Genomic DNA, 24,542 nt, shown 5'->3' with positions numbered 1-24,542 from the left:
TTATAATTACTAATAAGTTAAACGGCGGAAATTTTAACATAAAATTTTTGTTTAATCCGTAATTTCTTAGTTGCAAATTCTCTTGTACTGTATATAATGCCAATATTGTCTGTATATAAAAACAGTAGGGAGAAATCTGTATGCAACGTCAACCCTTAACACAACGTCAGCAAGAAATTTTTGATCTTGTTAAGTCTCATATTGAAGAGACTGGAATGCCACCTACTCGAGTAGAAATTGCTCGTGAAATTGGTTTTAAATCACCCAATGCAGCAGAGGAACACTTAAAAGCATTGGCTCGTAAAGGTTATATTGAAATTTTATCTGGCACTTCACGAGGCATTAAATTGTTAATAGATGAAGAAGAGCAAGAAAGTGAAGAGCAGGGGTTGCCTCTTGTCGGAAAAGTTGCAGCAGGAGAACCAATTTTAGCCATTGAGAATATTGAAAATCATTATCCTGTTAATGGTGAAATGTTTTCCCCTTGTGCGGATTATCTGCTTAAGGTAAGTGGTAACTCAATGGAAAATATTGGCATTTTGGATGGCGATTTGCTTGCCGTGCATAAAACTAACACTGTACGAAATGGTCAGGTTGTGGTCGCTCGAATTGACGATGAAGTCACAGTAAAACGCTTAGAAAAGAAAGGTAATATCCTTTATTTACACCCAGAAAATGACGAACTTGAAGCAATCGTCGTTGATCCTTCAAAACAATATATTGAGATTGAGGGGCTTGCTGTGGGAATAATTCGTAATAATGCGTGGATGTAAATTAAACAAGTGGTATTTAAACTAGTTTAATACCACTTTTTAGTTGTTAACTAATATTAAACTTTGCTTTAGCAAATGCTTGAAATTCAGTGCAACCACCGATATGTTCGTTATCAGCAAATATTTGAGGAACGGTAGCCACTGTTTTACCAACTCGAGGTTCAAGATCCGATTTCGATATGTTTTCAGCAGTCATATTGATAAATTTAAAATCAAAATTATCTAATTGTTTTTTCATCTTCTTAGCGAGTAAAATTGCTCTAAGACAGTAAGGGCAAGTTAGGCGTCCATAAATTTCTACAAACATAATCATTCCTTTAAATAAGTTAAAAAATTCTTGTAAATAATGACATCTAATTTGAGGATTTGCAAATTTGTGGTAAAATCGCACCGCTTATTTGCCTGTTGTAAAGGTGATAATAAGCAAGAATTTGTAGGGCAGAGAGAAATCTGCCTTTTTTATTTGATTAATTATAGTCAAAGAAAAATAACTTCAATACGAGTAAAGCGAGCGAAGTAGTGAATTATTTTTCAAAGACTACAACAAGTTGCCTTTTGTATGGGCGACCACTGTAAAGGAAAAAAAATTATGCCAATTATTACTTTGCCAGATGGCTCAACACGTGAATTTGAACAAGCAGTTTCTGTTTTTGAGGTTGCTCAAAGCATTGGTTCAGGTCTTGCTAAAGCGACTATTGCAGGTCGTGTAGATGGCGTACGTGTTGATGCGTGCGATATGATTGAACAAGACAGTAAATTAGAAATTATTGCTGCAAAAGATGAAGACGGTTTAGAGATTATTCGTCACTCTTGTGCCCACCTGTTAGGCCACGCAATTAAACAACTTTATCCAAATGCAAAAATGGCGATTGGTCCAACGATCGACAACGGTTTTTACTATGATGTTGATTTAGAACACTCTTTAACCACAGAAGATATTGAAAAAATTGAAAAAAGAATGTTAGAGCTTGCTAAAACAAACTACGAAGTCATTAAAAAAGTCGGTAGTTGGCAAGATGCTTATGATGCCTTTGATGCACGTGGCGAGTCTTATAAATTAGAAATTTTAACGGAAAATATTGATAAATGTGATACACCAGCGTTGTATCATCATCAAGAATATATCGATATGTGTCGCGGTCCACACGTACCAAATATGAAATTCTGCCAACATTTTAAATTACAAAAAGTGGCAGGTGCATACTGGCGTGGTAACAGTGATAATAAAATGCTACAACGTATTTACGGCACAGCGTGGGCGGATAAAAAACAATTGTCAGCCTATTTAAAACGCTTAGAAGAAGCAGCAAAACGTGACCACCGTAAAATTGGTAAAGCGTTAGATTTGTACCATATGCAAGAAGAAGCACCGGGTATGGTGTTCTGGCATAACGATGGTTGGACAATTTTCCGTGAGTTGGAAACTTTTGTGCGTACTAAATTAAAAGAATATGATTACCAGGAAGTAAAAGGTCCGTTTATGATGGATCGTGTACTCTGGGAGCGTACAGGTCACTGGCAAAACTACGGTGAGTTAATGTTTACGACTTCATCAGAAAACCGTGAATATTGCGTAAAACCGATGAACTGTCCTGGTCACGTACAAATCTTTAATCAAGGTTTAAAATCGTACCGTGATTTACCATTGCGTATGGCGGAATTTGGTTCTTGTCACCGTAACGAGCCGTCAGGTTCATTACACGGTTTAATGCGTGTGCGTGGCTTTACCCAAGATGATGCACATATTTTCTGTACTGAAGATCAAGTTGAAAGCGAAGTAACCAGCTGTATCAAAATGGTTTACGATATTTATAGTACCTTTGGTTTTAATGAGGTTGAAGTCAAACTTTCAACTCGTCCAGAAAGTCGTATTGGCTCTGATGAAATGTGGGACAGTGCAGAAACAGGCTTAGCAGCTGCATTAAAAACTAACGGTTTAAGTTATGAAATTCAAGAAGGTGAAGGGGCATTCTATGGTCCTAAAATTGAATTTACTTTACACGATTGTTTAGGTCGTGAATGGCAGTGCGGAACCATTCAGTTAGACTTTGCTTTACCTAGTCGTTTAAATGCGTCTTATGTAGCAGAAGATAATGATCGTAAAACACCTGTGATGATCCACCGAGCTATTTTAGGATCACTGGAACGCTTTATCGGTATTATTACCGAAGAATATGCAGGTTTCTTTCCTACGTGGTTAGCACCAACGCAAGCGGTAGTATTAAATATTACTGAGAGCCAAGCTGACTATGTAAATGGTGTTGTGAAAAAATTATCTGACGCAGGTTTACGTGTAAAATCAGATTTACGTAATGAAAAAATTGGGTTCAAAATCCGTGAACATACCTTACGTCGTATACCTTATATGCTAGTTTGTGGCGATAAAGAAATTGCTGAAGGCAAAGTCGCAGTGCGTACTCGTAAAGGTAAAGATTTAGGTTCAATTAGTGTTGATGAATTTGTTCAAATGTTGAAAACACAAGTACGTAATCGAGATCTGAAATTATTTGAAGAAGAGTAATAATATAGCATAATAAAAAGAGGTAGCTTATATTATAGGCTACCTCTTTTTTTATTAATGATTTGTTTAGGCATAGTAGACAAAATAGTTGGTAAAAAATGGGTTAAAGCTTTATATTACTGTGCTTTAGCCCACTTTTTTGAAAATGAATAAAAAACTTGTCCTTTTTGTCATAAAACGAATATTCACAAATATGGTACCCAAAATAATGTTCAACGTTATAAATGCTCTATTTGTAATAAAACTTTTACCTTCAAAAAATCCTTAAATTCAAGCCAAATTTGGCTAGATTACACAGAAGGTAAACAAACCTATAAGCAACTAGCAATTAAATATAATTGCTCTGTTAGAACTATTCAAAGATATGTTTTAAAAGCCCCTAAAACGCCATTAAATATCCCACAAAATAATAAATTGAACTTAATGATGGATACCACTTTCTTTGGTCGAAATTTTGGTGTTCTCGTTTTTATGGACACTTTATCAAAGAAGGTAATTTATCATCAAATTGTGACAACAGAAAAAAATCTTTATTATCTATTAGCAATGAATAAATTAAGAGAAAAAGGCTATATTATTCAATCTATTACTTGTGATGGAAGACGAGGATTATTAAGAGATTTTTTAAATACGCCTGCACAACTTTGCCAATTTCATCAAATAGCAAATGTAATAAGGAAATTAACAAGGAACCCTAAATCTGAAGCGGGAAAAGAGCTAAAAATATTAGTTAAAACATTAAAAAATAGCTCTAAAAACGAGTTCTATATTAATTTACATTATTGGTATTTAAAACATAAAGAATATTTAAATGAACGCTCCGATAAAATAAATGAAAAGGGTAAATATCCTTTTAAACATCGTAATATAAGAAGTGCTTACAGGAGCTTAAAATATAATATGGATTATTTATTTACTTTTGAAAAATATCCTGAATTAAATATAGAAAAAACAACAAATAGGCTTGAAAGTTTATTTGGAGAACTTAAACGAAAACTATCTAATCATAATGGTTTAACCAAATACCATAAGATTATGTTTATAAAAGATTTTCTAAATAAAAGGAGTTGGTAATTATTTATAAAATAATAAAAACCAACTCATTTGTCTACTATGGGCATAGCTCCTCAAAATTACCAACTATTTTGTCTACTATGCCTTTGTTTATTAAAGGTATTTAAGCATAAACAGGTAATTTCTTACAAATAGCTAATACTTTTTGTTTTGTACTCTCAATTACTGCTTGCTCATTTTCTTTACCAACGGCATCTAACACGTCACAAATCCAACCTGTTAACTCAATCACATCTTGTTCTGTAAAACCTCTACGAGTGACTGCTGGGGTACCAATACGAAGACCAGATGTCACAAATGGACTTTGTGGATCGTTTGGAACAGAGTTTTTGTTCACCGTGATATTTGCGGCACCTAACGCTGCATCTGCGGCTTTTCCTGTAATACCTTTTTTGATTAAATTCACTAAGAATAAATGGTTTTCTGTTCCATTAGAAACAATATCATAGCCACGTTGCTGGAAGACCTTAACCATTGCTTTAGCATTTTTTACCACTTCTTTTTGATAGGTTTTAAACGTATCTTCCATTGCTTCTTTAAAACAAACGGCTTTTGCTGCAATCACGTGAATTAATGGACCACCTTGATTAGCAGGGAATACGGCAGAATTTAATTTTTTATGTAACTCTTCATCTTTTAAGCCTGAAAGAATTAAACCACCACGAGGACCTGCTAAGGTTTTGTGCGTAGTTGTGGTGACCACGTGAGCATAAGGAACAGGGTTAGGATAAACACCTGCTGCAATTAATCCTGCAACGTGAGCCATATCGACAAATAAGTAAGCCCCCACTTCATCGGCAATTTCACGCATTTTTGCCCAATCAACAATTTGAGAATAAGCAGAGAAACCTGCTACAATCATTTTTGGTTTACATTCAATAGCTTGACGACGGATATCTTCATAATCCATCACACCATCAGCAGTAATACCATATTGTACAGCATTATAAATTTTACCAGAGAAGCTCACTTTTGCTCCGTGAGTTAAGTGTCCGCCGTGATCAAGGCTCATTCCTAAAATCGTATCACCAGGTTGTAATAATGCCATATAGACAGCAGCATTAGCTTGAGAACCTGAATGAGGTTGAACATTGGCATATTCAGCCTCAAATAATGCTTTGGCTCGATCAATCGCAAGCTGTTCCGCAATATCAGCAAATTCACAACCACCATAATAACGCTTACCCGGATAGCCTTCGGCATATTTATTGGTAAATTGGCAACCTTGTGCTTCCATTACGCATGGGCTGGTATAGTTTTCAGAAGCGATAAGTTCGATGTGTTCTTCTTGACGGCGATTTTCATCTAAAATAGCTTGCCATAAAACAGGATCATAATCCGCAATATTCATATTTCGACTTAACATTTCGTTCTCCTTTATAGATAAGATGGGCAGGATAAATACGGCTATTATTTTACGCCTTTTTAAATTGGATGGGTAGTTTTTTCTCATAACAAAGCGGTATGATCTTGCAAAAAATTTACAACATCATACCGCTATATTGAGGTCAATTAGTCTTTATATTTTTGAAAAACTAAGCACGCATTTGTGCCACCAAAACCAAAACTGTTAGACATTACAGTTGTGAGTTCTTTATCTTGATATTCAGTGACAATATTTGATTCTTTTGCTTTTTCATCTAAAGTTTCAATATTAATACTTGGAGCAATAAATTTATTTTCTAACATTAATAATGAATAGATAGCTTCGTGAGCACCCGCCGCACCTAAAGAGTGACCAGTCATTGATTTAGTGGAAGAAATGGCAGGTTTTTTATCACCAAATACAGTTTGGATTGCTTCTAGCTCTTTGACATCCCCAACTGGCGTTGATGTACCGTGCACATTGATATACTCAACTTCATCTTTCACTGTTGCTAACGCTTGTTTCATACAACGAACGGCCCCTTCACCACTTGGTGCAACCATATCATAGCCATCAGATGTTGCACCATAGCCTACAATTTCAGCATAAATTTTTGCACCACGAGCAAGAGCGTGTTCAAGTTCTTCTACAACAACGACAGCACCACCAGCAGAGATAACGAAACCATCACGGTTTGCATCATAAGCTCGAGATGCTTTTTCTGGGGTATCATTATATTTAGTAGAAACCGCTCCCATTGCATCAAATTCACAAGCTGATTCCCAAGCGAGCTCTTCACCGCCCCCTGCAAACACAATATCTTGTTTGCCTAGTTGAATTAATTCCATTGCGTTACCAATGCAATGTGCAGAGGTTGAACAGGCAGAACTAATACTATAATTGACACCTTTAATTTTAAATGGGGTAGCTAAACAAGCTGAAACACTTGAAGACATTGTTTTGGTGACGGCATAAGGTCCAACTGCTTTAATTCCACGAGGACTTTGAGCAGCATTACACGCCATTAACTGCCAGTGCCCAGACCCGATACCAGAGCCAATAATTAATCCAGTACGTTCGTTTGAAACCTGATCTTCAGTTAAATTTGCATCTTCAATCGCTTCTTTCATTGAAAGATAAGCATAAGCAGCACAATCACCCATAAAGCGAAATACTTTACGATCAATGAGTTCCTTCGGATCTAATTTGATGGTTCCTGCAATCTGACTACGCATTTTCATATCAGCAAATTCAGGTACAAATTCAATACCAGATTTCCCTGTTTTAAGTGAATTTAATACTTCTTCTTTGTTATTTCCAATACTTGAAACAACGCCTAAACCTGTAATAACGACTCTTTTCATTGTTATCCTCTAATGAAAGTTTAATAACTAAAAACGGTTCTAGCTTATACTTGTTGATAGTAATAAGCCATAATATTTTGACTATTTTACACGATTTTTTTCGTGGTCAGAGCAGTTTTTTTATATTTAAATATTTTGGAGCAAATTTTGGGTAAAAAAAACCCTCATAAATGAGGGTAAAAAGTTTCTTTGATCTAATTCTTGGAGGAATGAATCACTGTTTTACAAAAGGAGACAAATAAAACAAGATCAAAGGATAAACTAAAATAACTGGCTCCTCCTGCTGGACTTGAACCAGCGACATATGGATTAACAGTCCACCGTTCTACCGACTGAACTAAGGAGGAATTAACTTTTGTAATATTATATTAACAAATATATCTTGTCAAATAATTAAGTTTATTTGTTAGTATAGATCTAAATTATTAGGTAATACAAGAGATATTAACTTGCAATCGTTAGGTATTTCCTGAGAATTTACGATTATATTTAAAAGTCCATTTTTATCTACGGTATAAAGGGGGATAAAGTTGTTATTATCTACTTTGTAGTTTGTATAATTGTAGCTTTCTGTGAGGTTGGTAACTTTTATTTTTGCATTATTATTTAACATTTTACTCAATTTACCATAGGTCACATCTTCGCCAAATAAACATTTGACTGTAAAGCCATTTTGTTTTTGATGGCGCTCTTTTAAATTGGTTTTATCATTAAATTCTAAGCGGAAAATATTTTGTTCTCCAAACTCGTGGAGGTAATGAGCGGCAGATAAAATATTCATTTCCTGATCGGTACTTACGGTAAACAAATAACCAATACCAATTAAATCTAGGTGACTGTCTGCGTGATTTGATAGGGGACTACCATAGTAGGTTTGAATGCCCATCATTCTTGCTTCGGTTAAATCATTATAATTGGTATGAGTCATAATAACTTTAAAATCTAAGTCTTTCAGGGATTTGGCAATCATTAATGCAACAGGATTAGCCCCTACAATGAGTACACCCGTATCTGCCACTTCTCGTACTTTAAGGAATGTGGCAACAGCTTTTGCTCCAAGTCCTTGAATAAAGACTGTACCAATAATAATGGTAAAGACCAGTGGAACTAATAATTCCACTCCTTGAATATTAAGATCTTGTAATCGTATTGCAAAAAGAGAGGAAATTGCAGCCGCAACAATACCACGAGGTCCCACCCAACTAATCATTAATTTTTCATTTAAGGTAAGCTTTGATCCAATAGAAGATGCCCAAATTGCTAATGGTCTTGCTACGAACATTGCAATTAATAATAGTAGTATTCCAGAAAATCCAACACTAAGCAGAGCATCAAGATCAATTCTTGCAGCTAATACAATAAATAAGACTGAAATTAATAAAACAGTAAGAGACTCTTTAAATTCTAAGATATTATCTTTAGGAAAGTTTTTCCAGTTTGCAAGTGCAACACCAAGAACTGTCACAGTTAAGAGCCCTGATTCGTGAGATAGGGCGTTTGAAATGGAAAAAAGTAATAAAACATAAGCTAACACAAAAACATTGCGTAAATAATCAGGAATTAAATGGTGCTTGATCAATTTGGCTAAACACAAGGCACCGAGCATTCCTAAAATAGTTGCAATAATAACAATTTTTACGAAGATCCAAATTTCATTTGAAGTACCCGCAGAAATAATGTATTCATAAACTAATACTACTGCAATGGCACCAATAGGATCGATCAAAATCCCTTCCCATTTAAGGATATTGGAAATCGTCCTATTAGGGCGAACACTACGAAGTAGAGGAACAATAACTGTCGGCCCTGTGACACAAACTAAAGCGCCAAATAAGAGTGCGATTCGCCAATCCACATCAAATAACCAGTAAGTCGCTAGAGATATTACGGCTGTAGTCACTAGCATTCCAACAGAAACCAATAATTTTACAACTTTACCGTGATGTTGAATTTCTTCAAACTCTAAGGTTAATGCGCCTTCAAATAGAATAATTGCAACACCGAGGGAGATGAAAGGAAATAGCAATTCACCTAACACAGCATCAGGGCTAAAAATATTTAAGACAGGGCCGACTAAAATACCGATTAATAATAGAAATAAAATAGAGGGTTGTTTTAAATACCAAGCCAGCCATTGTGCTCCAATGCCTAATCCGACAACGGCAGATAATGTTAGTGCTAAATCCATAATGGTTACTCCGAAAATTTGTAAATTTTAAACAAGATCGTACCGCTTATTTTTGAATAAGTGTTAGAAATTCAGTGCGAGTATTTCGATCCTGTAAAAAAACACCGCCAAATGCAGAGGTGATTGTTTTGCTATTGGTATCTTTTATTCCTCGACATTTTACGCAAAAATGTGTTGCTTTCACATAAACGGCGACATCATCCGTGTCTAAAATAGTTTGGAAAGCTGTTAATATTTGCTCTGTAAAACGTTCTTGTACTTGAGGTCTTTGTGCAAAAAATTGTACGACTCGATTTATTTTTGATAGTCCAATGATCCAATCTTTAGGGTAGTAAGCGACAGCAACAGTCCCATCTATGGTGACAAAGTGGTGTTCACAGGTACTGGTTAGGGTAATTTCATCGACGAGTACCATTTCACTGACGTTCATTTGATTTTTTATTTTGGTAATTTTAGGGAAAGTGTCATAGTCTAATCCACTAAAAATCTCATCAATATACATTTTTGCGAGACGTTGAGGCGTTTCTTCAAGGCTGTCATCATTTAAATTCATACCTAATAATTCAAGAATGGATCGGAAGTGTTGTTGAATGGCGACTTTACGAGTTTCTTTATCTTGTTGTAATGAAACCATTGGGGTTTCAATCCCCTTTTTTAACAAAGCATTGCGAACGTTATCTGCTTCAAATGATGTTGTATTCATAATTTACCCTTAAAAACTAAGCTGAGGATTCTATCAAATTGCCTTGAAAATTCAATAAAAGTTGTAAAAATAGTGTGAAGTTATTGATCTTTTATGAATCTCTGCCAGAATACCCCTTTATTTTTGTTTTGTGAAAGCCAATGAATTATTACCAGTTTAACCCTAATATTGTTAATGAGAGCCAAGAAAAAGTGATTAAAGAGTTATTAAATACAAGCTCTTTTGATAATCATACACGTTTACTTGGATTTTCAAAAGGAAGGGGAATAACGTGGTTTTTACAAACGGATGATATTATTGGAGTAAATAGTGTGTTACGCCATTATTATCGTGGCGGTTTATTTGGTAAATTGATTAAAGAGAGTTATTTTTTTACTACACTTGAGAAAACTCGAGCAATGCAAGAATTTAATTTGCTACAACAAATGTCTCAGTGGGGATTACCTGTTCCTCGACCAATTGCAGTAAAAATTAATAAGAAGGTTTGTGTTTATTCTGCTGATATTTTGATTGAAAAGATTGAAAATACGCAAGATCTTAGCCAATTTCTACAAAAAAATACGCTATCACCACAGCATTATGTTGAAATAGGGAAACTGATTAAGCAGCTACATCAACATCAAGTACATCATAGTGATTTGAATATCCATAATATTTTATTTGATGAACTCAATAATAAGTTTTGGTTAATTGATTTTGATAAATGCAACATTCAGCAAGGCGAAGCTTGGAAAAGTAGTAACCTTGAAAGATTACTGCGCTCTTTTAATAAAGAAGTTCAACGCTTGAATATTCATTTTGACAGATCTGATTGGGAAATCTTATTGAAAGGTTATGATCTATAAAACTTTTTATAATCGATTTAACTCTTTTTCTCGTTTATTTTAACCATTTTATGATCTTGAAATTTAGTATATAGACTCTCTAATGTTACCTCATTTGGTAAAATTAACTTAGGATCCAACTCATAAAGTGGCACAATCACAAACTCACGATGGTGCATATCATAATGGGGAACGATTAAGCGGTCACTTGTGATCACTTTTTTACCAAAAAGCAAAATATCTAAATCTAAAGTACGTTCTCCCCAGCGGCGTAAACGTACTCGTCCTTGTTGATTTTCTATATTCTGTAAATAATCTAATAACTCAAGTGGCGATAAATCAGTCTCAAAACTTGCAACGGCGTTTATATAATCTGGTTGATCTTGTGGTCCAAGAGGTTGACTTGTGTAGAAAGAACTGATTTTAAAATTTGCAAATTTTTGTAAAGATCGTACCGCTTGTTTAAGTTGAACAAGCGGATTATTCAAATTGGAACCTAATGCAATATATACTTTTGTCATTCATTGACACTCGTTGTTGTTTTTGGTTTACGACGATTTTTATAATAACGCTTACGACGTGGTTTACGTTTTTGAGTGTCACCATTTTGAAAAGATTTAACAGAATTAATTTGCTGAGTGCGTTGGACTTCATTACTTAACTGAAACTCGTGCCACCAAGCACTTAATTCAACTAAATCGCCCCCTTCAATTTCAGCTCGCATAACCAAGAAATCAAAACCGGCTCTAAATTTAATGTGTTCGAGAGTTTGATAAGGACGTCTTCCAACACGTTTTGTCATTCTGAATTGTAATTGCCAAATATCACGAATGACAGCAGTGTGACGGCGATGTAATGCGATTCTATTACAAGTTTCAGCTAAAATCTCATTAGCCGCTAACATCATTGCATCGTGGGTGTTAAGCCCTCCTTCATTTTTCAATTCATCCATTTTTTCTCGCATTGGATACCATAACAGTGCAGCGTATAAAAAGGCAGGATTAATACGTAAATTATCCTGAATACGATTGTCCGTTGAAGTTAATGCTTTGATGATCATTTTCTCAGCATAAGAATCTTCTTGTTCAGTAAAAGAGCAAGCAATGGTAGGGAACAAGATCTCAAATAAATGATATTCACGAAGTAATTGGTATGTTTTTACGCCACTTCCAGATTGTAATAGCTTTAATGATTCATCAAATAAACGTGCTGCAGGAATATTATTGAGTAAATGAGTCAATTGATAAATGGGTAATTCCGTTGATTTTTCTAAAAACATATCCAGCTTTGCCATAAAACGAATGGCTCTGAGCATTCGAACAGGATCTTCTTGATAGCGTGTATTAGGATCGCCAATTAAGCGCAATTTACCTGCTTGAATATCTTTAATCCCTTCAAAAAAATCAAAGATTAAATTATGCTTTACATCAAAATAGAGGGCATTAACACTAAAATCACGGCGCTGAGCATCTTCTTTTAATGAACCGTATACATTATCCCGTAACAACATTCCTTCATTACTGGTTTTTGCAATATTATTATCGACTTCATTTTGATTTGACAGGGTACTCGGGTTAGCTCGAAATGTTGCCACTTCGTATACTTCACGGCCATAGACAATATGGGCTAAGCGAAAACGCCGTCCAATTAAACGACATTGACGACCAAAAATTTTTTTAATTTCTTCTGGTCGAGCGTTTGTTGTAATATCAAAATCTTTAGGTTCTCGATCTAAGAGAATATCACGGAGACACCCTCCTACAATGTAAGCTTCAAAACCATTGCGAGACAGTTTGTTAACGATAGCTATTGCATTGTTAGAAAAGTTTTTTGTTGAAATACCATATTTCTTTGCATTAACAGTAAATTTTTTATGCAAAAGATGTGAGGGAAGCTCACTATTTTGATGTATTGGTTTCTCGAATACATCTTTTCGTTTTTTATTTACTTGAATAGCTGCTTTTTCCTGTTTTTTCGAACCAACAGAACTTGGCTGAATCTTTTCTTTCTTAGAAAGAAAAGATTTAATGTAACTAAAAATAATTCACCTCAATAATCCAAGAAAGAGGGAGTAATTGCTCCCTGAATTATATCAATAATAACTTAACGTCCTATATGTTTTTCACGAATTTCTGCAAGGGTTTTACAATCAATGCATAACTGTGCAGTTGGACGAGCTTCTAAGCGACGTAAACCAATTTCTATACCGCATGCATCACAAAAACCATAATCATCTTCTTTTAATCTTTGCAATGTATTTTCAATTTTCTTTAATAAACGACGTTCACGATCACGATTGCGTAATTCAAGACTAAATTCCTCTTCTTGAGTTGCACGATCAGAAGGATCTGCAAAATGAGTTACATCATCCTGCATTTGTGTTTTTGTTCGTTTAGCTTCATCCATAATTTGAGAATGCCAAGCCGTTAAAATTTTATGAAAATGTGCAATTTGAGCTTCATTCATATATTCTTCATTTTTTTTGAGTTTATATGGTGATACCTCTGCAATAGTTAACAAACTTAGTGAAGATATTGATGACTTTTCTGCCATAATGCCACTCCTTTTTTTAAATTAATTATTTAATAACAATGAGTTGTTAGTTTTTTAGTATTCTCTTTTAAACGTTAGCAAAATAAGAGATATTTTTAAGGTCGCTACAAATAGCAGAAAAATGACAATTTAGCAAATAATTTTTTAATTCTTGACTGAAATAAATTCAAAAATATAATACAAAAAATGATTGTTAACAATAAGAGATTACAATGAAAAAATCAGCCCATTATATTCTATTTCCAGTTTTATTTTTTATCATCATTAATTTGGTCATTCTTTCTGTCAGCCGTGTAGGTTTATCTGTTTGGCAAATAGAGAGAGTGAGTGCAGTCAATGGTTGGTTACCCTTATTATTACAAGGTCTTCGTATTGATATTTCAGCACTCTGTTGGTTATTTGGTATTCCGACTTTATTAAGTGTTTTATTTCTCTCTTCAAACGTTGTTGGACAGGTTTGCAAGATGATATTAAGAGTATGGCTTACTGTTGGTAGTACCTTTATTCTATTTATGGAACTGTCTACTCCTGCTTTTATTGAAACTTATGATATACGTCCTAATCGTTTATTTATAGAATATTTACTTTATCCAAAAGAAGTGTTTACAATGTTGATTAATGGACATCTGGTTGCTGTATTATCAAGTGCCATTATTACAACCTTAGCCGCTATTCTTTATTGGAAATTGTCAGCTAAAGTGGTTAAATCGCTTTATTATCCAAATTGGAAATGGCGTCCAGTTATAGCGTTAATTGTTGCGGTAATTACCTTCGTTGGTGCACGTTCGAGTTTCGCACATCGAGGAATGAATCCCGCAATGGTTGCATTTTCAAGCGATCCGCTAGTTAATTCATTAGTGTTAAATTCAGGTTATTCTGTTTTATTTGCAGTTCAACAATTAAAAGATGAAAATTCATCTTCTGAACAATATGGGAAAATGTCTGCAAAAGAGATGTTTGCTACTATTAAACAGAGTCAGCTACGACCTATTTCAGACTACATTTCAGAAGACATTCCAACACTTTCTTATAATGAAGCAACTTATAAAGGTAAACCTAAAAATATTGTGATTATTTTAGAAGAAAGTTTAGGTGCTCAGTTTATTGGAATATTAGGTGGAAAACCACTTTCACCAGAATTTGATAAGTTAGCTCAAGAAGGTTGGTTGTTTGAAAATATGTATGCCACAGGTACTCGCTCAGTCAGAGGAATTGAGGCGGTGATAGCAGGATTTACCCCAACACCAGCACGTTCAACCGTTAAACTCGCTAAAAGCCAGCGTAATTTTTTTACTATTGCTGAATTACTAAGTAGAAAAGGTTATGAAACGTCTTTTATTTATGGGGGAGAAAAGCATTTTGATAATATGGCAAGTTTCTTTTACGGTAATGGTTTTAAAACAATTATAGATGAAAAAGATTATACTAACCCTGAATTTGTGGGTTCTTGGGGAGTGAGTGATGAAGATCTTTTTAAGAAAGCACATCGTTTATTTAATCAGTGGAATAAAGAGAATAAACCATTTTTTAGCTTAGTTTTTTCATCTAGCAATCACGATCCCTTTGAATTTCCTGATGGAAAAATTGCTTTATATGATGAAGAAAAGCAAACACGTAATAATGCAGCAAAATATGCAGATTATGCGTTGGGACAATTTTTCAAATTAGCAAAGAATTCAACATATTGGGAAGACACGCTCTTTTTAATTATTGCTGATCACGATTCTCGTGTAGCAGGGGCATCGTTAGTGCCTATTCAACATTTTCATATTCCAGCGTTAATTTTAGGTAATGGTGTTGATATTCAAAAAGATAAGCGATTAGTGAGTCAAATTGATATTGCTCCAACCCTATTATCTTTAGCTGGAATTAGTGGTGCTTATCCAATGCTTGGTTATGATTTGACTAAAGATATTGATCCAAATCGTGCATTTATGCAATATAACCAAACACAAGCAATGATGAAAGGTAATGATGTTGTAGTATTAGAACCTAAAACCATGGCGAAAGGTTATACTTACAATCATCAAACTCAACGTTTAGAAGAAAAAGAATTACCTCAAAGTATGAAAAAAGAAGCCCTTGCTTATGCATTAGTGGGAAGCTATTTATATAATCAGCAATTATATAAATTACCTAAAGAGGAAAATTCTAATAAAAATTGATGTTTGTAAGCGGTCACATTTTGCTAAAAATTTACAAAAAGTATTCGAATTGAATTAAAAATGTTCGATTAAAAGAAATTTTAAAAAATTTTGCAAAAAGTACTTGCGTCGTATTTTAAAATCTCTATAATACGCCACACACAACGACGCACTGTTGTGAAACGAAGTTTTAACTGGTGCGTCGTTGTTTTTTGCTCTTTAACAATTTATCAGACAATCTGTGTGGGCACTTGTTGATTGACTTATTTGAAAAAAATATTTGAAATAAAGAAGTCTTAATAAGTGTCACTGAAAATTTATTTAATAAAAATTCTATGTCAGTTTATTGAGCGATTAAACTTTTAATTGAAGAGTTTGATCATGGCTCAGATTGAACGCTGGCGGCAGGCTTAACACATGCAAGTCGAACGGTAACAGGAGAAAAGCTTGCTTTTCTTGCTGACGAGTGGCGGACGGGTGAGTAATGCTTGGGAATCTGCCTTATGGAGGGGGATAACTACGGGAAACTGTAGCTAATACCGCGTAAAATCGAAAGATTAAAGTATGGGATCTTCGGACCATATGCCATAAGATGAGCCCAAGTGAGATTAGGTAGTTGGTGAGGTAAAGGCTCACCAAGCTGACGATCTCTAGCTGGTTTGAGAGGATGACCAGCCACACTGGAACTGAGACACGGTCCAGACTCCTACGGGAGGCAGCAGTGGGGAATATTGCACAATGGGCGCAAGCCTGATGCAGCCATGCCGCGTGAATGAAGAAGGCTTTCGGGTTGTAAAGTTCTTTCAGCGATGAGGAAGGGTATATATCTAATAGGTATGTACATTGACGTTAGTCGCAGAAGAAGCACCGGCTAACTCCGTGCCAGCAGCCGCGGTAATACGGAGGGTGCGAGCGTTAATCGGAATAACTGGGCGTAAAGGGCACGCAGGCGGTTGTCTAAGTCAGATGTGAAAGCCCCGAGCTTAACTTGGGAATTGCATTTGAGACTGGGCGACTAGAGTCCTCTAGGGAGGGGTAGAATTCCACGTGTAGCGGTGAAATGCGTAGAGATGTGGAGGAATACCGAAGGCGAAGGCAGCCCCTTGGAGAGAGACTGACGCTGAGGTGCGAAAGCGTGGGTAGCAAACAGGATTAGATACCCTGGTAGTCCACGCTGTAAACGATGTCAATTTGGGGGTTGGGTCTTGAACCTGGCGCCCGTAGCTAACGCGATAAATTGACCGCCTGGGGAGTACGGCCGCAAGGTTAAAACTCAAATGAATTGACGGGGGCCCGCACAAGCGGTGGAGCATGTGGTTTAATTCGATGCAACGCGAAGAACCTTACCTACTCTTGACATCCATAGAAGAAAGCAGAGATGCTTTTGTGCCTTCGGGAACTATGAGACAGGTGCTGCATGGCTGTCGTCAGCTCGTGTTGTGAAATGTTGGGTTAAGTCCCGCAACGAGCGCAACCCTTATCCTTTGTTGCTAGCAGGTAATGCTGAGAACTCAAAGGAGACTGCCAGTGATAAACTGGAGGAAGGTGGGGACGACGTCAAGTCATCATGGCCCTTACGAGTAGGGCTACACACGTGCTACAATGGCGTATACAGAGGGCTGCGAGCTAGCGATAGTGAGCGAATCTCAGAAAGTACGTCTAAGTCCGGATTGGAGTCTGCAACTCGACTCCATGAAGTCGGAATCGCTAGTAATCGCGAATCAGAATGTCGCGGTGAATACGTTCCCGGGCCTTGTACACACCGCCCGTCACACCATGGGAGTGGGTTGTACCAGAAGTAGATAGCTTAACCTTCGGGAGGGCGTTTACCACGGTATGATTCATGACTGGGGTGAAGTCGTAACAAGGTAACCGTAGGGGAACCTGCGGTTGGATCACCTCCTTACCAGAATAAGCGACAGCGAGTGTTCACACAGATTGTTTGATAGAAGTAATAAGACAAAGAAATCATTTCTGGGTCTGTAGCTCAGGTGGTTAGAGCGCACCCCTGATAAGGGTGAGGTCGGTGGTTCAAGTCCACTCAGACCCACCACTCATTGAGTGTGGTAGGAAATGATAGTAATGTGAATGGGGATATAGCTCAGCTGGGAGAGCGCCTGCCTTGCACGCAGGAGGTCAGCGGTTCGATCCCGCTTATCTCCACCAATTCATCATTGCTAAATCAATTCATGAAGAGAGATATTCGTTTGGGGTATTTTGTTTAGGAGTTAATTTAGCAATGATGAAGCACGTTTAAGTGTTTTGTTATATTTGTTCTTTAAAAAATTGGAAACAAGCTGAAAACTGAAGGCTTTCAAGTTTGGTATTTGGTTTATTGATTTAAGTTGATAAATTAAATATTAAATCTTTATGAAGTCTGAGTAAGAAACGAAAAAAGTATGTTGAAGAAAGGCAACATACGACTTGAGTTGTTTAATTGCAACGTTAAGTGTGAAAGCACTTGAGGTTGTATGGTTAAGTGACTAAGCGTACACGGTGGATGCCTTGGCAATCAGAGGCGAAGAAGGACGTGCTAATCTGCGAAAAGCTTGGGAGAGTTGATAAGAAACGCTATCATCCCAAGATATCCGAATGGGGAAACCCAATAGGTGAAGAACCTATTATCAAATGGTGAATACATAGCCATTTGAAGCGAACCGGGAGAACTGAAACATCTAAGTACCCCGAGGAAAAGAAATCAACCGAGATTCTGTGAGTAGCGGCGAGCGAAAGTGGAAGAGCCAGTTAGTTTTAGCATTTGTATTAAGAGAATGAGTTGGGAAACTCAATCATAGAGGGTGATAATCCCGTATCTGAAAATGCAACTGTGGAACTAAGCTAACGATAAGTAGGGCGGGACACGTGATATCCTGTTTGAAGATGGGGGGACCATCCTCCAAGGCTAAATACTCCTGATTGACCGATAGTGAACGAGTACTGTGAAGGAAAGGTAAAAAGAACCCCTGCGAGGGGAGTGAAATAGAACCTGAAACCGTGTACGTACAAGCAGTAGGAGCCCCATCACTCAAACATATTGAGTGGTGAGGATGATTCAGCACACAAAAGTAGTTAACCACTTATGAATGAAATGAATAAGTGGGTCAACCGCTAAATAAACAGTGTGATTGAGTGATGGGGTGACTGCGTACCTTTTGTATAATGGGTCAGCGACTTATATTTTGTAGCAAGGTTAACCGAATAGGGGAGCCGTAGGGAAACCGAGTCTTAACTGGGCGTTTAGTTGCAAGGTATAGACCCGAAACCCGGTGATCTAGCCATGGGCAGGTTGAAGGTTGGGTAACACTAACTGGAGGACCGAACCGACTAATGTTGAAAAATTAGCGGATGACTTGTGGCTGGGGGTGAAAGGCCAATCAAACCGGGAGATAGCTGGTTCTCCCCGAAATCTATTTAGGTAGAGCCTTGAGCGGACACCTTTGGGGGTAGAGCACTGTTTCGGCTAGGGGGCCATCCCGGCTTACCAACCCGATGCAAACTCCGAATACCAAAGAGTGATACTCAGGAGACACACGGCGGGTGCTAACGTTCGTCGTGAAGAGGGAAACAACCCAGACCGCCAGCTAAGGTCCCAAAGTCTATATTAAGTGGGAAACGAAGTGGGAAGGCTTAGACAGCTAGGATGTTGGCTTAGAAGCAGCCACCATTTAAAGAAAGCGTAATAGCTCACTAGTCGAGTCGGCCTGCGCGGAAGATGTAACGGGGCTCAAATATAGCACCGAAGCTGCGGCATCAGATGTAAATCTGTTGGGTAGGGGAGCGTTCTGTAAGCGGATGAAGGTGAATCGAGAGGTTTGCTGGACGTATCAGAAGTGCGAATGCTGACATAAGTAACGATAAAACGAGTGAAAAACTCGTTCGCCGGAAGATCAAGGTTTCCTGTCCAACGTTAATCGGGGCAGGGTGAGTCGACCCCTAAGGCGAGGCTGAAAAGCGTAGTCGATGGGAAACAGGTTAATATTCCTGTACTTGTAATAACTGCGATGTGGGGACGGAGAAGGTTAGGTTATCAGGGTGTTGGATTACCCTGTTTAAGCCGTTAGGTGGGAATTTTAGGCAAATCCGGAATTCCATTAACACCGAGAAGTGATGACGAGACTCTAAGGAGTTGAAGTAACTGATACCACGCTTCCAGGAAAAGCCACTAAGCATAGGTTATTATAAATCGTACTGTAAACCGACACAGGTGATCAGGTAGAGAATACTCAGGCGCTTGAGAGAACTCGGGTGAAGGAACTAGGCAAAATAGCACCGTAACTTCGGGAGAAGGTGCGCCGGCGTAGATTGTAGTACTTAGCGTACGAAGGTTGAACCGGTCGAAGATACCAGCTGGCTGCAACTGTTTATTAAAAACACAGCACTCTGCAAACACGAAAGTGGACGTATAGGGTGTGATGCCTGCCCGGTGCTGGAAGGTTAATTGATGATGTAATCGAAAGAGAAGCTTCTGATCGAAGCCCCAGTAAACGGCGGCCGTAACTATAACGGTCCTAAGGTAGCGAAATTCCTTGTCGGGTAAGTTCCGACCTGCACGAATGGCATAATGATGGCCAGGCTGTCTCCACCCGAGACTCAGTGAAATTGAAATCGCCGTGAAGATGCGGTGTACCCGCGGCTAGACGGAAAGACCCCGTGAACCTTTACTATAGCTTGACACTGAACCTTGAATTTTAATGTGTAGGATAGGTGGGAGACTTTGAAGTAGCAACGCCAGTTGTTATGGAGTCAACCTTGAAATACCACCCTTTAACGTTTGATGTTCTAACGAAGCACCCGAAACGGGTGTTCGGACAGTGTCTGGTGGGTAGTTTGACTGGGGCGGTCTCCTCCCAAAGAGTAACGGAGGAGTACGAAGGTTTGCTAATCACGGTCGGACATCGTGAGGTTAGTACAATGGTATAAGCAAGCTTGACTGCGAGACGGACATGTCGAGCAGGTACGAAAGTAGGTCATAGTGATCCGGTGGTTCTGAATGGAAGGGCCATCGCTCAACGGATAAAAGGTACTCCGGGGATAACAGGCTGATACCGCCCAAGAGTTCATATCGACGGCGGTGTTTGGCACCTCGATGTCGGCTCATCACATCCTGGGGCTGAAGTAGGTCCCAAGGGTATGGCTGTTCGCCATTTAAAGTGGTACGCGAGCTGGGTTTAGAACGTCGTGAGACAGTTCGGTCCCTATCTGCCGTGGGCGTTGGAGAATTGATTGGAGCTGCTCCTAGTACGAGAGGACCGGAGTGGACACATCACTGGTGTTCCAGTTGTCTCGCCAGAGGCATTGCTGGGTAGCTACATGTGGAATAGATAAGCGCTGAAAGCATCTAAGCACGAAACTAGCCAAGAGATGAGTTCTCCCAACTTTAGAAGTTGTAAGGGTTGTTTGAGACTAAGACGTAGATAGGCAGGGTGTGTAAGCGTTGTGAGACGTTGAGCTAACCTGTACTAATTGCCCGAGAGACTTAACCATACAACGCTCAAGTGTTTTTGGAAAGACGAAGAGATAGAGAAAGTAGAAGTTAGAAGCTTGTTTTTGATTAAAGAATAAAGAAAAGATTAGATATAGATATCGAGAGATTTTCCTGATGGCTATAGTGCAACGGAACCACCTGACTCCATACCGAACTCAGAAGTGAAAAGTTGTAACGCCGATGGTAGTGTAGGGTTTCCCTATGTGAGAGTAGGACACCATCAGGGTTTTATTAAGGAAGAGCCGTAACTAGAGATAGTTACGGTTTTTTTGTGTGTGAAGAAAACTGAAAATAAATAGAGTGGTGCTTTAAATAAGAGTGAAAATTGTGTTTTTTGTGTGAAAAAATCAGTGGAATTATAGTTATAAAATTTACAAATTTAGTACTGTAAACAGTAATAGTGAAAAAATGAATAGAAAAAAATGATTTTGTATTGCCAAATCGTTTTTTTTTTTTGCACAATTTTGTCGATTTTAATTGAGTTGGAGATGTTTTCTATGAAAAAAAGTTTCTTTAAGCTACTATTTTTAGTTAGTGTTTTTTTGCTAAATACCTGTATTCGAGTTGTCTCAGTAACAGAAGGAACTGTACGAGATAAAGATTCTGGTGAACCCATTTCTTCTGCTGTAGTAACTGTTAATAAGAATATGGCTACAACAGATGGCTTTGGACATTATCGTCTTGTTGGATATTTTATGCCTGGTGATACAATGATTATTAATGCTCCTAGTTACAATATTCATACTCTGAGTATAAAAAGTATGCATTCAGTTGTAGATATTGATTTAAAAAGAAAGTAATTATTTGAAGCTTTAAAAGAGTAATAATGATTTCTAGTTATTGTATGTTAGTAGTAAAAAATTTTGATGAATAGTATTTTTGAATTAAAAAATGAAATTAATGTAAAAACATCCAATTTTGTATTGTTAGATGTTATTACAATGGGAATTTATTCCATTTTATATCTGTATAAATATACTTCAGTTATTGAGAGAGTTGTCAAAAAAAATGTATTTCATTCTTTCTTTATTGTGAGTATAGCAATATGTTATGGAGTAGATGTCTTTTGTCAAAACTTAGTTTTAATTGATTTTTGGGGAGAGAATCACTATTCAGATTTATCTATTATTCTTAATTTTTTAATCTTTATTTTAGATAGAGTTTGGGCATTTAAAATAGGTATAGCTTTGAAAAAATATGCTTTAAATAATTATAATCTATGCTTTTCTATGAATAAGTTTTATATCTTTTTATTCTCTAATTACTACATTAATTATTGTATCAATGATTTCTGTAAGAACAATGTCAAAGCATAAATATTATCTATAAACATTTTTTGCTCAAAAGGATAAATAAAAATGAAAAAGGTTTTATTCATTAGTTTTGTTATTTTTATAATTAATTTTTGGAGTAATGCTGTATTAGCTAGAACGCTTTCTAAAGATATTATCGTTATTTATGAGGAAATGAATAGCTGTATGAAAGAACAGAATTTATTTACTTCTTATGATAGGTTTAGGAAGAAATGTGCGGGGTATATTTATCTAACTCATCGCTTTTCTAGTAAAGAGAAGATTATTGAGATTTATGAAAGTATGAATAGTTGTATGAAAGAGTATGATTTATTTACTTTTTATGATGATTTTAGAGAACGATGTGCATCTTATATTATTAGTGAAGAGGAAAGTTGGTGAAGTGTTTACGTGAGGAGTTAAAGACATTTATTAAGTCTATAGGAATATCCCAAAAAGAGGCTGCAGATATTATTAGTGAAGGAAGACCTGAGTTTTATGAGTGTTTTAAAAAGGATTTAAACCGTTGCAATAACGAACAAAAACTTAAAAATTATATAGCAATATTAAAAAGTAGTGAAAAATACAGGACATTAAAAGGCTGTCGAGCAAGATATGAAGGTGATATTGATATATTGGGTAAAGAGCGACAAGCAGAATTACATAAAATAAGTAAAAAAATAAAAGAGGCGCTTATGGCTGAAGATGTAGAAGAATAAAGAGAGATTAATAAGTAAGATGGTTAATCTCTCTTTTTTGTTCAAATTATTTTATGATAATTTATTTTTTGGAGGATTATTCCCTCTTCCACCTCCTGAAGGATTGCCACTTTTACTAGGCCAGTTTGGGTTTCTAGTATTGTTATTTTTTTGCATAAGAGCTCCTTATATTTAAGTTAAAAAATAATTAAAACTACAAAACAGCAGTAATTGTTGTTTTGACCTGAGTTTTTTTATATGAAAACAGTGTTCTGAAAATTTATACATTTTATTCTCCTATAAAAAAATATTTTTGAATATCTCGTTTGAGTTGTTTAACACTATTTCGATCACTTGGTGATGATGGAATAGGGATTTTTTTGCGTCCTTGTGTGATAAAGTGATGTTTTTTACCTTTTTTAATTTGGACATTAGAATATTTAATTAACTTTTTAATTAGTTTAGATATATCTTTTTCATTTGAAACTTTTAGCATATTTTCTCCTTGTGTTTTAGTATCAATATTCTTTTTATATTTTTGCACATAGCAGGGGACGAAAAGGGATAATTAGTTTAAGAATTAAGCAATTAGATATTGGTAATTAGTGGCAGTTGTTTTTTTGAATTGGGAAGTAATGTTTGCTTTCGTACTTAGGTTCCTACCTATACAGTATGAAGCGGTTACATTTAAGCATTTTTTTGCAAATTTTATCTTCTAAAGATGAGTTTATTTCTAACTTGAATCTGTATTATGAATCAGTTATTCTTGGATAATAGTATATAGATTTTTTGAATAAAAAGTCATTTAATGTACACAGCATTGAGGATATTTATAATGGATATTAGTCATTTACGTCACGATTTTGATCACCACTCTCCCATTGATATTAAGCAATTACCAAATAATCCCCATAGTTTATTTGAGGAATGGTTTAATGTTGCGAGAGAATATCAAATTGCGGAGCCTAATGGTTTTGTATTATCAACAACGAATGCAGAGAGACGAATCCGTAGCCGTACGGTGTTATTGAAATATTTTGATGAAACTGGCTATGTGTTTTTTACTAATTATGGAAGTCAAAAAGCAAAGGATATTGCTGAGAATAATCAGGTTTCAGTTTGTTTTCCTTGGTATGCTTTAGAGCGACAAGTTATGATTGAAGGTAGGGCTGAAAAAATTAGTCATATGGAGTCTTTAAAATATTTTTCATCTCGTCCTCGTAATAGTCAAATTGGGGCCTGGGTATCAGAGCAAAGTCAAATTATCTCTTCTCGAGCAGTGTTGATGGATAAAGTTAAGCAACTGACAGAACACTTTTTTGATAAAGATATTCCTCTTCCTGAATTTTGGGGTGGCTATCGTATTATTCCCGAACGTTTTGAATTTTGGCAAGGGCAACCAAGCCGTTTGCATGACCGTATTGAGTATGCCATTAAGGAAGGGGTGTGGCAACGTAGTCGTTTGTCACCATAAAAATAACCTATTTTGAAAGAAAATAGTTATAAAAAACTCGTTAAATTCTGTTAAGAATAATAACGAGTTTTATTTTATGATAT

At 36.4% G+C, this 24,542-nt stretch carries 18 protein-coding genes, 3 tRNA genes, 3 rRNA genes and 1 pseudogene; 14 read left to right on the top strand and 11 right to left on the bottom strand.

Going from position 1 to position 24,542, the window contains the following annotated elements:
• Positions 1 to 140: 140 nt before the first annotated feature.
• Complete coding sequence (gene lexA, locus A6B44_RS07100; protein WP_090923342.1) at positions 141 to 773, top strand: transcriptional repressor LexA; 633 nt, start codon at positions 141 to 143, stop codon at positions 771 to 773.
• Between the two features lie 46 nt (positions 774 to 819).
• Here lexA and A6B44_RS07095 read toward each other — a convergent pair whose 3' ends face one another.
• Entirely contained in the window at positions 820 to 1,080 is a 261-nt protein-coding gene (locus A6B44_RS07095) for a GrxA family glutaredoxin (RefSeq protein ID WP_090923341.1), read from the bottom strand.
• Between the two features lie 282 nt (positions 1,081 to 1,362).
• Here A6B44_RS07095 and thrS point away from each other — a divergent pair, with 282 nt between their 5' ends.
• Together thrS and A6B44_RS07085 are read left to right on the top strand one after the other, a co-directional pair.
• The gene (thrS, locus tag A6B44_RS07090; RefSeq protein ID WP_090923340.1) at positions 1,363 to 3,294 is read left to right on the top strand and encodes a threonine--tRNA ligase; all 1,932 of its coding nucleotides are present in this window, start codon (positions 1,363 to 1,365) and stop codon (positions 3,292 to 3,294) included.
• A gap of 168 nt (positions 3,295 to 3,462) precedes the next feature.
• Positions 3,463 to 4,368: pseudogene (locus A6B44_RS07085) on the top strand (IS256 family transposase, variant Zn-binding type); the annotation flags it as partial.
• Between the two features lie 103 nt (positions 4,369 to 4,471).
• Here the strand turns inward: A6B44_RS07085 and glyA are convergent.
• The 5 genes from glyA to folE all read right to left on the bottom strand — a co-directional run bounded on the left by glyA (position 4,472) and on the right by folE (position 9,989).
• Positions 4,472 to 5,734 carry a serine hydroxymethyltransferase gene (gene glyA / locus A6B44_RS07080; RefSeq protein WP_090923411.1) on the bottom strand — a complete coding sequence of 421 codons (1,263 nt, stop codon included), beginning with the start codon at positions 5,732 to 5,734 and terminating at the stop codon, positions 4,472 to 4,474.
• A gap of 146 nt (positions 5,735 to 5,880) precedes the next feature.
• Positions 5,881 to 7,098, bottom strand: a complete 1,218-nt coding sequence (gene fabB, locus A6B44_RS07075; RefSeq protein ID WP_090923412.1) for a beta-ketoacyl-ACP synthase I — start codon at positions 7,096 to 7,098, stop codon at positions 5,881 to 5,883.
• Between the two features lie 271 nt (positions 7,099 to 7,369).
• A tRNA-Asn gene (locus A6B44_RS07070) sits at positions 7,370 to 7,445 on the bottom strand.
• Positions 7,446 to 7,504: 59 nt separating this feature from the next.
• Positions 7,505 to 9,286, bottom strand: a complete 1,782-nt coding sequence (locus A6B44_RS07065; protein WP_090923413.1) for a cation:proton antiporter — start codon at positions 9,284 to 9,286, stop codon at positions 7,505 to 7,507.
• A gap of 46 nt (positions 9,287 to 9,332) precedes the next feature.
• On the bottom strand, positions 9,333 to 9,989 hold the full coding sequence (folE, locus tag A6B44_RS07060; RefSeq protein WP_090923420.1) for a GTP cyclohydrolase I FolE: 657 nt from the start codon (positions 9,987 to 9,989) through the stop codon (positions 9,333 to 9,335).
• A 140-nt stretch (positions 9,990 to 10,129) separates the two neighbouring features.
• Here folE and A6B44_RS07055 point away from each other — a divergent pair, with 140 nt between their 5' ends.
• Positions 10,130 to 10,834, top strand: a complete 705-nt coding sequence (locus A6B44_RS07055) for a 3-deoxy-D-manno-octulosonic acid kinase (RefSeq protein WP_090923422.1) — start codon at positions 10,130 to 10,132, stop codon at positions 10,832 to 10,834.
• A gap of 17 nt (positions 10,835 to 10,851) precedes the next feature.
• Here the strand turns inward: A6B44_RS07055 and folK are convergent, their stop codons facing one another.
• The 3 genes from folK to dksA form a co-directional block, all read right to left on the bottom strand.
• A complete protein-coding gene (gene folK, locus A6B44_RS07050) occupies positions 10,852 to 11,334 on the bottom strand; it encodes a 2-amino-4-hydroxy-6-hydroxymethyldihydropteridine diphosphokinase (RefSeq protein ID WP_090923433.1) in 483 nt (160 codons plus the stop codon).
• Positions 11,331 to 12,842 (bottom strand): polynucleotide adenylyltransferase PcnB, encoded by a 1,512-nt coding sequence (gene pcnB / locus A6B44_RS07045; RefSeq protein WP_176673530.1) that lies wholly within the window; start codon positions 12,840 to 12,842, stop codon positions 11,331 to 11,333. Before pcnB ends, folK begins: the two co-directional genes overlap by 4 nt.
• Positions 12,843 to 12,916: 74 nt before the next feature.
• Positions 12,917 to 13,366 (bottom strand): RNA polymerase-binding protein DksA, encoded by a 450-nt coding sequence (gene dksA / locus A6B44_RS07040; RefSeq protein WP_090923435.1) that lies wholly within the window; start codon positions 13,364 to 13,366, stop codon positions 12,917 to 12,919.
• Between the two features lie 212 nt (positions 13,367 to 13,578).
• On the opposite strand from dksA, the gene A6B44_RS07035 reads away from it, so the two are divergent.
• From A6B44_RS07035 to A6B44_RS06995, 9 genes are all read left to right on the top strand, one after another.
• Positions 13,579 to 15,531 carry an LTA synthase family protein gene (locus tag A6B44_RS07035; protein ID WP_090923436.1) on the top strand — a complete coding sequence of 651 codons (1,953 nt, stop codon included), beginning with the start codon at positions 13,579 to 13,581 and terminating at the stop codon, positions 15,529 to 15,531.
• Between the two features lie 342 nt (positions 15,532 to 15,873).
• Positions 15,874 to 17,416: ribosomal RNA gene (locus tag A6B44_RS07030) — 16S ribosomal RNA — on the top strand.
• Between the two features lie 70 nt (positions 17,417 to 17,486).
• A tRNA-Ile gene (locus tag A6B44_RS07025) sits at positions 17,487 to 17,563 on the top strand.
• A 37-nt stretch (positions 17,564 to 17,600) separates the two neighbouring features.
• Positions 17,601 to 17,676, top strand: a tRNA-Ala gene (locus A6B44_RS07020).
• 307 nt (positions 17,677 to 17,983) lie between these two features.
• Positions 17,984 to 20,994 (top strand): 23S ribosomal RNA (locus tag A6B44_RS07015).
• 111 nt (positions 20,995 to 21,105) lie between these two features.
• A 5S ribosomal RNA gene (gene rrf / locus A6B44_RS07010) occupies positions 21,106 to 21,221 on the top strand.
• Together the 16S, 23S and 5S rRNA genes with 2 tRNA genes alongside form the textbook arrangement of a ribosomal RNA operon.
• A gap of 271 nt (positions 21,222 to 21,492) precedes the next feature.
• Positions 21,493 to 21,795, top strand: a complete 303-nt coding sequence (locus tag A6B44_RS07005) for a peptidase associated/transthyretin-like domain-containing protein (RefSeq protein WP_090922783.1) — start codon at positions 21,493 to 21,495, stop codon at positions 21,793 to 21,795.
• A 558-nt stretch (positions 21,796 to 22,353) separates the two neighbouring features.
• The gene (locus tag A6B44_RS07000) at positions 22,354 to 22,689 is read left to right on the top strand and encodes a hypothetical protein (protein WP_090922787.1); all 336 of its coding nucleotides are present in this window, start codon (positions 22,354 to 22,356) and stop codon (positions 22,687 to 22,689) included.
• Positions 22,686 to 23,006: a hypothetical protein gene (locus A6B44_RS06995; protein ID WP_090922790.1), complete on the top strand. Its 321-nt coding sequence runs from the start codon at positions 22,686 to 22,688 to the stop codon at positions 23,004 to 23,006. Before A6B44_RS07000 ends, A6B44_RS06995 begins: the two co-directional genes overlap by 4 nt.
• A 268-nt stretch (positions 23,007 to 23,274) precedes the next feature.
• Here the strand turns inward: A6B44_RS06995 and A6B44_RS06990 are convergent, their stop codons facing one another.
• Positions 23,275 to 23,481: a hypothetical protein gene (locus tag A6B44_RS06990; protein ID WP_090922792.1), complete on the bottom strand. Its 207-nt coding sequence runs from the start codon at positions 23,479 to 23,481 to the stop codon at positions 23,275 to 23,277.
• Positions 23,482 to 23,565: 84 nt separating this feature from the next.
• Complete coding sequence (locus A6B44_RS10980) at positions 23,566 to 23,697, bottom strand: YvbH-like oligomerization domain-containing protein (protein WP_143054834.1); 132 nt, start codon at positions 23,695 to 23,697, stop codon at positions 23,566 to 23,568.
• 123 nt (positions 23,698 to 23,820) lie between these two features.
• Between A6B44_RS10980 and pdxH the strand changes: the two genes are divergently transcribed.
• A complete protein-coding gene (gene pdxH, locus A6B44_RS06980) occupies positions 23,821 to 24,459 on the top strand; it encodes a pyridoxamine 5'-phosphate oxidase (RefSeq protein WP_090922794.1) in 639 nt (212 codons plus the stop codon).
• The last annotated feature ends 83 nt before the right edge of the window (positions 24,460 to 24,542 follow it).

It is taken from the genome of Pasteurella skyensis, from assembly GCF_013377295.1.
In the GTDB taxonomy this organism is placed as follows: Bacteria; Pseudomonadota; Gammaproteobacteria; order Enterobacterales; family Pasteurellaceae; genus Phocoenobacter; species Phocoenobacter skyensis.
Note: the sequence above shows the minus strand (reverse complement) of the source record. Positions and strands in the feature narration are given on the sequence as shown.